Consider the following 11,955-nt stretch of genomic DNA (forward strand, 5'->3'; position numbering starts at 1 on the left):
AATGTCGGGCGGGCTGGTGGGGCTGCCGGGACGACGGAACAGCCGGTCGACGCCCGGCCACGAGGCCGAGTACGGCGCCGATGCTGCGTCCGCAGGGTCGATGAGGCAGGCTTGGCCCGGTACGCCGCGCCCCGGGGCCCACGCCGGGCCCCAGCCGGAGCGCTCACCGACGAATCGGAGACCTCATGAAGAAGGCCTCGACGGCCGCCCTCGGCGTCCTGCTGATGGTTGCGCTGACCGCATGCGGATCCAGCAAGTCCGACGACACCAAGGGCAAGGAGACGGTCAAGCTCTCCGCGGAGGAGAAGACCGCCGTCACGAACCTGGAGAAGGCGTTCACGCAGTCGACGACCGGCGGGCTCAGCACCACCGAGGCCAAGTGCGTCGCGACCGACTTCGTCGACAAGGTGGGCCTGACCAAGCTCAAGTCCGCGAAGCTGCTGACCGACAAGGACGAGGTCAACACCACCGGCAGCCCGACGTTCGACAACGACACGTCGGGCAAGTTCGCCGACGCCCTGCTCGGCTGCGTGGACTACCAGAAGCGGCTGGCCACCGAGACCGCGAAGACCGACACGACCATCGACGTCACCAAGTTCGAGGCGTGCCTGAAGAAGAATCTCCCCGACTCGCTGGTCAAGAAGATGCTGGTCGCGTCACAGACGAACGCCAGTGACCAAGCGCAGATCGGCGAGCAGGGCACCAAGGCGATGACCGACTGCAAGAACTCCTCGAAGAAGTAGCCCTCAGCTGGCGACGACGGCGATGACCCGCGCGCGCACCGGGGGCAGTGCCCACATGCCCTCGGTGCGGACCAGGCGGTAGCCCGACCAGCACAGGAACGGCACCGCGACGAGCACCGGGAACCGCCAGTCGGGTGCGAGCGCGGTGGCCGAGAAGACCAGGCCGACCATGGTCGTCCTCAGGGCGAGCCGCGCGCTGTATCCGGCCATCACCACCGGCGGCGCCGGCGTGGCCCGGGCCGAGCGCATGTCGGTCGCGAACGGCCGCTCGACCGACCATCGCATCGCGGCGGCGACCACCTGGGTGGCCACGACGGCTGCGGCGGCCACGGCAGAGGCGAGCTCGGCCGAGGTGGGCCTTCCGGCGCGCAACGACGCCAGCACGATGGTGAGCCCGGCGGCGCCGATCAGCACCTCGAACAGCACGATCACCTTCGCGTAGTAGGCCACCGCGGCGGACACCGGCAGGCTGTCGCGCCACAGCGCCCCGCGGCCGTCGAGGCACCAGGTGTTGACGCCGAAGAGCAGTGCGCCGCCGGACGCGACCAGGCCCGGAAGGATCGTGACCATGTCCCACTCGAGGTGCCCGGCGACCGCGATCAGGCCGGGCATGAAGGCCAGCACCATCAGCCCGCGACGCAGCGGCACCGCCCGCCAGATCGACGCCCGGTCGACACGCAGCATCGCGCGCAGGTCGCTGCGGGGATTGGGCCGCGGCTCGATGTGTCCCGACTCGAGGCGCAGCTCCTCGCGCAGCGCGCGGTGCAGCGCCCATCGCGCCGGCAGCAGGCCGATGAGCGTCGTCACCACGACCAGCGCCGCCAGCGATGCCACACCCTGTGCCCACGGGACCCACACACGGCTGCCGCCGTACGCCGCCGTCAGGTAGACCCGCACCGTGGGGCTCCGGTCGAGCAGGGGCACCAGCCGGTGGGAGAGCACCAGGGCGACGACCGTCGCCAGCGCAGCGCCCGAGATCAGGCGCGCGACCAGGATGCCGTGCGGCCCGCGGCGGATCCCCTCGAACACCCAGCCGGCGGCCTGCCCGAACGCGGTCGCCAGCGCGATCCAGAGCAGCAGCGGGACGGCCGCCAGGGCCACCCCGAACGGGCCGACCACGTAGGAGGTCAGCCCCAGGATCGTCCAGGCCTGGATCAGCCAGGCGATGTTCAGCGGCGCCAGGAGCAGGGCGCCGAAGTGCTCGGTGACGCTCGAGATCGGGAACGCGACCGCCTGCTCGCGCGGCACCACCTCGCGGCCGCCGCCGGAGGCGATCGCGCCGAGCACGGCAAGGATGAGGAAGCCCAGGTAGACCGACGGCAGGACGGCGACGAACTGGTTGGCGTGGCGACCGTCGAGCGGCTCCCTGAGGTACGCCGGAACGAAGATCGCGGCGACCGTCACGGCGAGCACGAGACCGCCCGCGATCCGCAGCCGCAGCCGGACCCGGTCGGCGAGCCCTGCCGCTCGGAAGGCCAGCAGTGCTCGCAGGTCGGCCAGCCCGCGGCGTACCTCAGTCCAGGAGTGCTCGGTAGGCACGCGCGCCCGCCTCTCCCACGAGCCCGCCCGCGTCCATCGCCGCGACGGCGGCGCCACCGCGCAGCACCAGCGCGTCCTCGCACGACTCCATCGCGAGATCGCGCAGGTGGGTGGAGATCAGGACCGCGGCACCGCGTGCCTTGGCGTCGTCGATGACCTGCTGGGTCGCCTCGACCCCGAGCGGGTCGACACCGTCGAACGGCTCGTCGAGCAGCAGCACGCCCGGGCGGTGGAAGGCGGCCAGCACGACCGAGAGGCGCCGGCCCATGCCGTGGCTGAAGCCGCCGGTGACCCGGTGGGCGGCGTCGCCGAGCTCGAAGCGCTCGAGGAGGTCCTGCGCCCGGGTCTCCCAGCCGTCCATGCGCCGGAGGCGCGCGGCCAGCTGCAGGTGCTCCCAGGGAGTCGCCCGCGGCACCAGCCCGCCGACGTCGGGGCAGTAGCCGACCGACCGCTTGACGGCGAGCGGCTCGGCGCGCACGTCGACCCCGTCGACGAGGACCTCGCCGGAGGTCGGCGGGACCACCCCCGCGAGCACGCGCATGGTGGTCGACTTGCCGGCGCCGTTGCGGCCCAGCAGGGCGGTCGCGTGGCCGGCGTACGCCGAGATGTCGATGCCGCGCACCGCCTCCACGGACCCGAACCGCACCCAGAGGCCACGCACCCGGATCCGCTCGTTGGGCTCGGCCGCACGACTCTCCACCGAGCCATCCTCCCCGATTCGCCGAGGCGGCGCAGATGAAAGCCCCGAATGCGTCGAGACGGCGCAAATGAAACATTTCGCATTTTCATCTGCGCCGCCTCGGCGTCGTGCTCAGGCGGGGAAGGACTCGCCCTTCTCGGCCATCTCGACCAGGCGCGCGGTCGGCTCGAAGCGCTCTCCGTACTTCGCGGCGAGCTCACGGGCCCGGGCGACGAACCCGACCAGCCCCTTGCCGGCGGTGCCCTCGTAGCCGGCCATGTACTGCACCGTGCCGCCGGTCAGCGCCGGGAAGCCGATGCCCATGATCGAGCCGATGTTGGCCGCGGCCGCGGACTCGATCACGCCCTCCTCGAAGCACTTGGCGGTCTCGAGCGCCTCGATGAAGAGGTAGCGGTCCTCGAGGTCCGGGAGGTCGGCCGGCGCCGGGTTCGGCGGGAACAGCTCGGCGAGGCCGGCCCACAGGTCGCCGCGACGGCCGTTCTCGTCGTACTCGTAGAAGCCCGCACCACGCAGGCGGCCGGGACGACCGGCCTCGATCATGGCGTCGACGACCGCGTTCGACGGGTGGTCGGACGGGGTGAGGCCCGCGGCGACCGCGGCCTCGTCGTTGGCGACCCGGATCTTCTTCATCAGCTCGAGGTTGAGCTCGTCGGAGAGCTGCAGCGTGCCGACCGGGTAGCCGGCGATCGTCGCCGCCCGTTCGACCGACATCGGGTGGACGCCCTCGGCCAGCATCGCCAGGCCCTCGTTGATCATCGTGCCGATGACCCGGCTGGTGTAGAAGCCGCGGCTGTCGTTGACCACGATCGGGGTCTTGCGGATCGCCATCACGACGTCGAGCGCGTGCGCGACCGCCTTGTCGGTCGTCCTGGCGCCCTTGATGATCTCGACCAGCGGCATCTTGTCGACCGGTGAGAAGAAGTGCAGCCCGATGAAGTCCTCGGGGCGGTCGACGCCCTCGGCGAGCTCGGTGATCGGCAGGGTCGAGGTGTTCGAGCAGAGCAGCGCGTCGGGGTTGACCAGCTCCTGGATCTCGCCGAACACCTTCGCCTTCAGCGACGGGTCCTCGAAGACGGCCTCGATCACGAGGTCGCAGCCCTTGGCGTCGGCGGGATCGGCCGTGGCGGTGATCCGGCCGAGGATCTCGGCCTTCTTCGCCTCGTCCATCTTGCCGCGCTCGACGGCCTTGCCGAGCAGCTTCTCCGAGTACGACTTGCCCTTCTCGGCAGCCTCGAGCGTGACGTCCTTGAGGACCACCTCGATGCCGCTGCGCGCACAGGAGTAGGCGATGCCGGCGCCCATCATGCCGGCGCCGAGCACGAGCGCCTTCGTGGGCTTGAAGACCTCGACACCGTCGGGCCGCAGCGAGCCGCCGTTGATCGCCGAGAGGTCGAAGAAGAACGCCTGGATCATGTTCTTGGCGTTCTGCCCGACGACCAGGTTGGTCAGGTAGCGCGACTCGATGGTGCTCGCCGTGTCGAAGTCGACCTGCGCCCCCTCGATGGCCGCGGCCATGATCGCGCGGGGTGCCGGGTAGAGCGCACCCTTGGTCTGCTTGCGCAGCATCGCCGGGAACGCCGGCAGGAACGCCGCCAGCGACGGGGAGGACGGCGTACCGCCCGGGATCTTGTAGCCCTGTCGGTCCCAGGGGTTCGTGGCCGCCTCGGCGTTGTCGCGGTTGGCCTGGATCCAGGCCTTCGCGGCGGGGACCAGCTCCTCGCGGGTGGCGACCAGCTCGTCGACCAGGCCCTTCTCCTTGGCCTGCGCCGGCTTGAACCGGGGCCCCTGCAGGAGCACGTCCATGAGGGCGGACTGGATCCCGAGCATGCGTACGACGCGCGTCACGCCGCCGCCACCGGGCAGCAGGCCCAGGGTGACCTCGGGCAGGCCGAGGTCGACCTTCGGGTCGTCGACGACGATCCGGTGGTGGCAGGCCAGGGTGATCTCCAGCCCGCCGCCGAGGGCGGCGCCGTTGATGGCCGCGACGACCGGCTTGCCGAGCAGCTCGAGGCGACGCAGGTCGGCCTTGATGCCCTCCGCGAGCGCGAACACCTGGTCGGCGTCGTCCGGGGTCGCGGCCAGCATGCTCTTGAGGTTGCCGCCGGCGAAGAACGTCTTCTTCGCGCTGGTGATCACCACGCCGGTCAGGTCGTCCTTCTCGGCGTACAGGCGGTCGACCGCCGCGCGCATCGAGTCGCGGTAGAGGTCGTTCATCGTGTTGGCGCTGGCTGTCGGGTCGTCGAGGGTGAGGACGACGATGCCGTCGTCGCCGCGCTCGTACTTCACTGCAGAGTCAGTCATTTTTCTTCTCTCTCGAAGCTTTGGTTGCGTTCGCCAGGTCGCTCACCAGGTCTCGACACGCTCTTCGCGAGTTCGTTCCTCACTCGCGGACGCTGCTCGACCACCGATGAGCTGACCTGGCCTCGTTCCTCGGTCAGATCAGCTCGACGATCGTCGCGATGCCCATGCCGCCGCCGACGCAGAGCGTGCAGAGGCCACGCTTCAGGTCGCGGCGCTCGAGCTCGTCGATGATCGTGCCGAGGATCATCGCCCCGGTCGCTCCCAGGGGGTGGCCCATGGCGATCGCGCCGCCGTTGACGTTGGTGATCTCCTCATCGATGCCCATGTCCTTCATGAACCGCATGGCGACGGCTGCGAAGGCCTCGTTGATCTCGAAGAGGTCGATGTCCTTGACCTCGAGGCCCGCCTTCGCCAGCGCCTTGCGGCTCGCCGGCGCTGGACCGGTGAGCATGATCGTCGGGTCGGCGCCGGAGACCGCGGTGGCCACGATCCGGGCGCGCGGGGTCAGACCGAGGTCGTTGCCTACCTGCTCGTTGCCGATCGCGACCAGCGCTGCGCCGTCGACGATGCCGGAGCTGTTGCCGGCGTGGTGGACGTGGTCGATCTTCTCGACCCAGTGGTACTTCTCGAGCGCCACGCTGTCGAAGCCCGCGTCGGCCCCGAGGCTGGCGAAGCTGGGCTTGAGCCTGGCCAGGCCCTCGACGGTCGACTCCGGCTTGATGAACTCGTCGTGGTCGAGGACGGTGATGCCGTTGCGGTCGCGGACCGGGACGATCGAGGTGGCGAAGCGGCCGTCGGCCCACGCCTTGGCGGCACGCTGGTTGGACTGCACGGCGAACGCGTCGACGTCGTCACGGGTGAAGCCCTCGAGGGTGGCGATCAGGTCGGCGCCGATGCCCTGCGGCACGAACGACGTGCCGAACGCCGTCGACGGGTCGGAGGCCCAGGCGCCACCGTCCGAGCCCATCGCGACCCGTGACATCGACTCGACGCCGCCGGCGAGGATCAGGTCCTCGAAGCCGCCGCGGACGCGGCTGGCGGCCTGGTTGACCGCCTCGAGGCCCGAGGCGCAGAAGCGGTTGAGCTGCACGCCCGCCACGGTGTCGGGCAGGCCCGCCGCGAGCGCCGCGGTCTTCGCGATGTCGCCACCCTGGTCGCCGACCGGCGACACGACGCCGAGCACCAGGTCGTCGATCCGGTTCGGGTCGAGGTTCGGGTTCCGCTCGCGGACGGCGTCCAGCAGACCCACGACCAGGTCGACCGGCTTCGTGCCGTGCAGCGACCCGTCCTTCTTCCCCTTGCCCCGCGGCGTGCGGATGGCGTCGTACACGAGCGCTTCAGGTTGTGCCATGAGAAGTCCCAACTCGGTCGGTGGAGCCCGTGGATGCGGGCCTCCGCCATTGTGACAGTAAGACTGTCAGGGTCAATGGGATCGGGCATGTGGGCTACCTCACCCGGGTGAGTTGGAGACCGCGGGAGACTGGGTCGATGTCACCGAGCGGGGTACGGCTGACGCGCGCCGGCTGGGTCGCGCTGGCGGTGGCCGGGCTGCTCGTGGTCACCGGCCTCACCGTCGTCGTCCTCCGGCTCACCGGCTCCCCGGACTGCGTCGTCCGGTCCGGCAGCCGGACCGTCGACCTCGACCAGCATCAGGCCGAGCGGGCGGCGACCGCAGTCGCGCCCGTCGTACGCCGGGCAGGCGGGCCGTCCGCAGCGGCGAGCGCCGTCGCCCACGCGGCCGGGACGTCCGGCGAGGACAGCCGGCTGGTTGCCGATGCGCTGACCGGGCGCTCGGCGGAGGCTCTCTCGTGCCGGCACGGCGGGGCGTCGACCTCCGAGCCGGACCGGCTCGACGCCGGCGGGCTCACCGGGCGTGCCGAGGCGGTGCGGGAGGACGTGCTCGACGCCTTCGGTCCGCTCCCCCTCGGCGGGTTCGCGCCGGGCGGCGTGCACAGCGGCCACATGCCGGGGTCTGCCCACTACGAGGGCCGGGCGATCGACGTCTTCTTCCGTCCGGTGAGCGCCGCGGACAAGGTCCGCGGATGGGCGCTGGCGCAGTACCTGGTCGCCCAGGCGGCGCGGCTGTCCATCGACACCGTGATCTTCGACGCGAGGATCTGGACCGCGCAGCGTGCGGCAGACGGCTGGCGCGATTACCGCGTCGATCCGTCGGGCAAGAGCCCGGCCGTCCTCCGCGTGCTCGAGCACCGCGACCACGTGCACGTCGACGTCGCCGACTGACGGCCGGCGACGCAGCCGGGTCTCTCGGCCGCCATCTCGGGACCAAGGACTCCGCCGCTCACCGGGCGGGAGACCTAGCGTCGAAGTACCACGGCAGGAGGTGCCTCGATGAGTGAGAACGAACCGGTCGGCGTGATGACCACCGAGCAGTGCTGGGAGATGCTTCGGGCAGCAGAGTTCGGGCGGCTCGCCTTCCACCTTGCCGGGGAGGTGCACCTGGCGCCGGTCAACTACGCCGTAGACCACGGCACCTTGCTCTTCCGCACCGCCGAGGGCAGCAAGCTGCTCGGCGTGGTGATGAACCCCGACGTCGCGTTCGAGATCGACGAGTTCGACGAGCACCACGCCCGCAGCGTCGTCCTCCGCGGCGTCGCCCGCCGTCTGGAGGAGGACGAGCAGCACCGTGCGGAGAACGTGCCGCTGCGACCGTGGGTGCCCACGCTGAAGTACGACGTCGTGGAGATCCGGCCGACCGAGATCACCGGCCGGGCCTTCGAGCTCAGCCGCCCGTGGCTGCACATGGTGCCGTCGAGCTGAGAGCGCGGCTCGCCCAGAGCCGAAGCACACCGCCCCGTCCTCTCGGTCCGGGGTGCAGGTGCGGCGGCTCGGCTCAGTGACGGACGCCGTACCGGATGTGGGTCGCCTCGGGGGTGTCGATCACCTGGCGGATGTCCAGCTCGACGAGCGCGGGCAGGACGTCGAAGAGGCGGCGACCTTCGCCCAGCAGGACAGGGATCTGGTGGATCTGGATCACGTCGAGGACACCGGCCTCGAGGGCTCGTTGTGCGACGTTGGCGCCACGGACCTGGACATCCTTGTCGCCGGCGGCAGCCTTCGCTCGTTCCATTGCGCTCTCGATGCCGGAGACGTAGCTGACCAAGGGGTAGCCCCAGCGGGCGGCCGGCGGGGGCGGGCGGTGGCTGACCACGAAGATGGGAAGCCCGCCGTGCGAACCGCCCCAGTGATCCATGAGCTGCGCAGTCCGGCGGCCGGCGAGGATCGCCCCGGCCGCCCTCCACTCGTCCTCGAACTGCTTGACCGGTCGCGACGGGTCTCGTGATTCGGCCCAGGTGTGGAGGCGCTCGCCATCCGCACCGCCGAGGTAGTCGTTGGCGTCGGCCACGAAGCCGTCGACCGAGACCGACATGTCGAGCACAGACAGCGACATGGCTCCTCCTTGTTCCGCTTCTGGTCGGCGCGGCCGTGCGCCACACCCGTGCCATCACCACGAACGAGCCGGGCCGGATCCGACACCGACGACGCCAGGGATCGAGCCTCCTAGGTCATCCCTGGGGCAGCCGAACGAGGACGTCGGGCTTCAGGTCGGCGATGGACCGATAACCGTTCAACCCCATGGTCAGGTCGGCCTCGGCCAGTATGCAGCGCAGAACGTGTTCGGCGCCTTGGGCGCCGCCGATGGCGATGCCGTAACCGTACGGACGACCGATCGCCACCGCTGTCGCTCCGAGAGCGAGCGCCTTGACGACGTCGACCCCAGAACGAACGCCAGAATCGAAGATCACGGGCATGTCTTCGGCTGCCGCGACCACCCCCGGCAGGAACTCGAGGGCGGGAGCGCTGCTCGCCTGGCGGCCTCCGTGGTTGGAGCAGTAGATGCCGTCGACGCCGCCATCTCGGGCGCGGCGCACGTCTTCGGGATGACAGATTCCCTTGAGCAGCAGCGGCAGATCGGTGAGCCCGCGAAGCCAGGCGAGGTCTTCCCACGAGAGAGAGGGGTCTCCGAAGACCTGGGTCACCGCCAGCGTCGCGGAAGTGAGGTCCTCCGCCGGAGACCTTTCCAGGCGACCGAGGAAGACAGGGTCGCAGAAGTAGTTCGCAAGACACAGACCCTTGAGCTGGGGAAACGAAGCGTGCTTCAGGTCACGCGGTCTCCACCCGAGTGCCCACGTGTCGAGGGTGACCACGATTCCGGCGTACCCGGAGGCCTCAGCACGCCGGACGAGGCTCTCGGCCAGCTCGCGATCATTCGGCGTGTAGAGCTGGTAGAAGCCCGCCGCCTCGTCCAGCTCGGCAGCAACGTCCTCCATCGGGTCTTGAGTCAGCGTCGAAGCCACCATCGGGACGCCCGTCGCGGCGGCCGCCTTCGCCACTTCCAGATCGCCGTGTTGGCCTGCGTGCATCACGCCGATCACGCCGATGGGCGCCATCATAAGGGGCGTGGGATAGCGGCGACCGAAGAGCTCGATGGAGAGGTCGCGTACGGCCGCACCGCCGAACATTCGCGGAACGATGCCCCAGCGCTCGAACGCAGCCACGTTGCCCCGCGCCGTGCTTTCATCACCGGCGCCACCGGCGACGTAGTCGAACAGCTCCGGGCCGAGCAGCTCCGCGGCTCGGGCTTCCAGCTCGGCGTACGTGAAAGGGTACGGCGACTTCTGGCCCGCCAAGAAGTTGTTGACGTAGACACCCATGTTGAAGTCGCCGAAGTTTGACATTGCTCGGAGTCTGTCACTCCGGCATGACTCTCGCGGCCGAAGCGGGCTCCCGGCTCGTCGCGCGGCGGCCCCTCGGTTCGGGTCCCGACGATGCCGTCACCCGCGCAGTCTCATCCGGTAGGGCGAACTGCACACCTCGCGCGTGCAGGGTGCGGGACGACGTCGTGCCCCGGCGCACTCCCGCCCGGCCTTCGTCGCCACCAGAGTGATGTCGTCGGATCGACCTCACGAGGAGTCAGCACCTCGACCGACACGCAGCCGACGGCCCGACCGGGCTTCGGGCCGCTCGCGCGACTCATCCACCCTCAAGGAGATCCAGCATGACCCTGAAGATCGCCAACCTCATCATCCCCACCGCCGACCAGGACCGGGCCCTGGCCTTCTACACCGAGGTCGTCGGGTTCGAGAAGCGGGCCGAGCTCTCCTTCGGAGGCGGTCTGCGCTGGATCGAGGTGGCCCCGAAGGACTCGGCCACCACCATCGCCATCTGCCCGCCCGGACCTGGCGTCACGCCGGGCGGCAAGGAGACCGGGATCTCGCTCCACACTGACGACGTCAACGCCTTCCACTCGCGCCTGAAGGCAGCCGGTGCGGACGTCGACGACGAGATCGACGACTACGAGGGCGCCCCGCCCACGTTCTGGTTCCGGGACCCCGAGGGCAACAACCTGATGGTCGCGCAGGCCTCCTGAGCGATCTGGCGGCGCCGCCGCGAAGGAGTCGGGCTCCGCCGTGGTCAGGCGGCCTGGCCCTCGGTCGCCGCCCGCCGGTCGAGGGCGATGATCGCGCGGCGTACCTTCGGCCCGCCGGTGGTCATCTTGTAGAGCTTCGCGAGCTGCCTGGGTGCGTTGCTCACCTTGGTCTCGGCCAGCCACCCGTTGGGCAGCGACAGCCGGACGACCTTGTGCCAGGCCGAGTAGAGCTGCTTCGGGAACGGTGCGGCGTGGTAGTTCAGGCCGTACTTGTCGAAGAGTGCCTTCACCTTCGGCGCGACCTCGGCGTACCGGTTGCTGGGCAGGTCGGGGAACAGGTGGTGCTCGATCTGGTGGCTCAGGTTGCCGCTCATGATGTGCATCGCCTTGCCGCCGGAGATGTTCGCGGCGCCCAGCATCTGGCGCAGGTACCAGTCACCCTTCGTCTCGCCCTCGATCGAGCGCTTCTCGAACGTCTCGACGCCCTCGGGGAAGTGGCCGCACATGATGATCGAGTTGCTCCACAGGTTGCGCACGATGTTGGCGGTGAAGTTCGCCGAGAGGGTCGGGAGGAACGACCCCGTCGGGATCGACAGGGCCGGATGCACCAGGTAGTCCTTGGTGGCCTGCTTGCGGATCTTGCGGAGGACGCCCTTCAGCCGGCGCTGGAAGTCCGGGTCCTTGGTCTTCTTCTTCTTGATGGTGGCGCCGAGCTCGAGGTCGTACGCCGCGATGCCGTACTCGAAGAAGACGGCGTTGATGAAGTTCCACAGCGGCTGGCCCAGGAACATCGGGTGCCACGGCTGCTCCTCGTCGACGCGCGCGATGCCGTAGCCGAGGTCGTTGTCCTTGCCGATCACGTTCGTGTACGTGTGGTGCAGCTCGTTGTGGGAGTGCTGCCAGTCCTTGGCGGGCGTGGCCATGTCCCACTCCCAGGTGGTGGAGTGGATCTTCGGGTCGCGCATCCAGTCCCACTGGCCGTGCAGGACGTTGTGGCCGATCTCCATGTTCTCCAGGATCTTCGCGACACTCAGGCCGGCGGTGCCGACCAGCCACGCGGGCGGGAAGATCGAGGCCAGCAGCACGATCCGGCTGCCGAGCTCGAGCGAGCGCTGGGTCTTGATCAGCTTCCTGATGTACGCCGCGTCGTCGGCCCCGCGCGACGCGATCACCTCGGCGCGGATCGCGTCGAGCTCCTTGCCGAGCTGCTCGATGTCCTGGGCGCTGAGGTGGGCGATCGGGTTGTCGCTCTTCTTCTGGATCGTGGTCATCGGGTTCCTCCC

11 protein-coding genes are annotated in these 11,955 nt (G+C 69.9%); 4 read left to right on the forward strand and 7 right to left on the reverse strand.

What is annotated here, in order from left to right:
* Nucleotides 1–185: 185 nt before the first annotated feature.
* Nucleotides 186–743, forward strand: a complete 558-nt coding sequence (locus tag ACVW00_RS20305; protein WP_457112707.1) for a hypothetical protein — start codon at nt 186–188, stop codon at nt 741–743.
* Between the two features lie 3 nt (nt 744–746).
* Here ACVW00_RS20305 and ACVW00_RS20310 read toward each other — a convergent pair whose 3' ends face one another.
* The 4 genes from ACVW00_RS20310 to ACVW00_RS20325 form a co-directional block, all read right to left on the reverse strand.
* Nucleotides 747–2,282 carry a hypothetical protein gene (locus ACVW00_RS20310; RefSeq protein WP_457112708.1) on the reverse strand — a complete coding sequence of 512 codons (1,536 nt, stop codon included), beginning with the start codon at nt 2,280–2,282 and terminating at the stop codon, nt 747–749.
* A complete protein-coding gene (locus ACVW00_RS20315; RefSeq protein ID WP_457112709.1) occupies nt 2,257–2,982 on the reverse strand; it encodes an ABC transporter ATP-binding protein in 726 nt (241 codons plus the stop codon). Before ACVW00_RS20315 ends, ACVW00_RS20310 begins: the two co-directional genes overlap by 26 nt.
* Before the next feature lie 111 nt (nt 2,983–3,093).
* Nucleotides 3,094–5,283, reverse strand: coding sequence for a 3-hydroxyacyl-CoA dehydrogenase NAD-binding domain-containing protein (locus tag ACVW00_RS20320; protein ID WP_457112710.1), 2,190 nt, complete (start codon nt 5,281–5,283; stop codon nt 3,094–3,096).
* Nucleotides 5,284–5,416: 133 nt separating this feature from the next.
* The gene (locus ACVW00_RS20325) at nt 5,417–6,634 is read right to left on the reverse strand and encodes an acetyl-CoA C-acetyltransferase (RefSeq protein ID WP_457112711.1); all 1,218 of its coding nucleotides are present in this window, start codon (nt 6,632–6,634) and stop codon (nt 5,417–5,419) included.
* 137 nt (nt 6,635–6,771) lie between these two features.
* Between ACVW00_RS20325 and ACVW00_RS20330 the strand changes: the two genes are divergently transcribed.
* Both ACVW00_RS20330 and ACVW00_RS20335 read left to right on the forward strand, forming a co-directional pair.
* The gene (locus ACVW00_RS20330) at nt 6,772–7,524 is read left to right on the forward strand and encodes a hypothetical protein (protein WP_457112712.1); all 753 of its coding nucleotides are present in this window, start codon (nt 6,772–6,774) and stop codon (nt 7,522–7,524) included.
* A gap of 108 nt (nt 7,525–7,632) precedes the next feature.
* Entirely contained in the window at nt 7,633–8,061 is a 429-nt protein-coding gene (locus tag ACVW00_RS20335) for a pyridoxamine 5'-phosphate oxidase family protein (protein WP_457112713.1), read from the forward strand.
* Between the two features lie 73 nt (nt 8,062–8,134).
* On the opposite strand, the gene ACVW00_RS20340 is transcribed toward ACVW00_RS20335, so the two are convergent.
* Nucleotides 8,135–8,692, reverse strand: coding sequence for a dihydrofolate reductase family protein (locus ACVW00_RS20340; protein ID WP_457112714.1), 558 nt, complete (start codon nt 8,690–8,692; stop codon nt 8,135–8,137).
* A gap of 115 nt (nt 8,693–8,807) precedes the next feature.
* Nucleotides 8,808–9,980, reverse strand: a complete 1,173-nt coding sequence (locus ACVW00_RS20345; RefSeq protein WP_457112715.1) for an alpha-hydroxy-acid oxidizing protein — start codon at nt 9,978–9,980, stop codon at nt 8,808–8,810.
* Between the two features lie 320 nt (nt 9,981–10,300).
* Between ACVW00_RS20345 and ACVW00_RS20350 the strand changes: the two genes are divergently transcribed.
* Complete coding sequence (locus ACVW00_RS20350; protein WP_457112716.1) at nt 10,301–10,672, forward strand: VOC family protein; 372 nt, start codon at nt 10,301–10,303, stop codon at nt 10,670–10,672.
* A gap of 44 nt (nt 10,673–10,716) precedes the next feature.
* Here the strand turns inward: ACVW00_RS20350 and ACVW00_RS20355 are convergent, their stop codons facing one another.
* The gene (locus ACVW00_RS20355) at nt 10,717–11,943 is read right to left on the reverse strand and encodes a fatty acid desaturase family protein (RefSeq protein ID WP_457112717.1); all 1,227 of its coding nucleotides are present in this window, start codon (nt 11,941–11,943) and stop codon (nt 10,717–10,719) included.
* Nucleotides 11,944–11,955 lie beyond the last annotated feature (12 nt).

It is taken from the genome of Marmoricola sp. URHA0025 HA25, assembly GCF_054059435.1.

Excerpts from the sequence above, each read along its gene's own strand:
- ACVW00_RS20320 (WP_457112710.1), bottom strand. The coding sequence starts at position 5,283 with ATGACTGACTCTGCAGTGAAGTACGAGCGCGGCGACGACGGCATCGTC.
- ACVW00_RS20335 (WP_457112713.1), top strand. The coding sequence starts at position 7,633 with ATGAGTGAGAACGAACCGGTCGGCGTGATGACCACCGAGCAGTGCTGG.
- ACVW00_RS20305 (WP_457112707.1), top strand. The coding sequence starts at position 186 with ATGAAGAAGGCCTCGACGGCCGCCCTCGGCGTCCTGCTGATGGTTGCG.
- ACVW00_RS20350 (WP_457112716.1), top strand. The coding sequence starts at position 10,301 with ATGACCCTGAAGATCGCCAACCTCATCATCCCCACCGCCGACCAGGAC.
- ACVW00_RS20325 (WP_457112711.1), bottom strand. The coding sequence starts at position 6,634 with ATGGCACAACCTGAAGCGCTCGTGTACGACGCCATCCGCACGCCGCGG.
- ACVW00_RS20330 (WP_457112712.1), top strand. The coding sequence starts at position 6,772 with ATGTCACCGAGCGGGGTACGGCTGACGCGCGCCGGCTGGGTCGCGCTG.
- ACVW00_RS20340 (WP_457112714.1), bottom strand. The coding sequence starts at position 8,692 with ATGTCGCTGTCTGTGCTCGACATGTCGGTCTCGGTCGACGGCTTCGTG.
- ACVW00_RS20345 (WP_457112715.1), bottom strand. The coding sequence starts at position 9,980 with ATGTCAAACTTCGGCGACTTCAACATGGGTGTCTACGTCAACAACTTC.
- ACVW00_RS20355 (WP_457112717.1), bottom strand. The coding sequence starts at position 11,943 with ATGACCACGATCCAGAAGAAGAGCGACAACCCGATCGCCCACCTCAGC.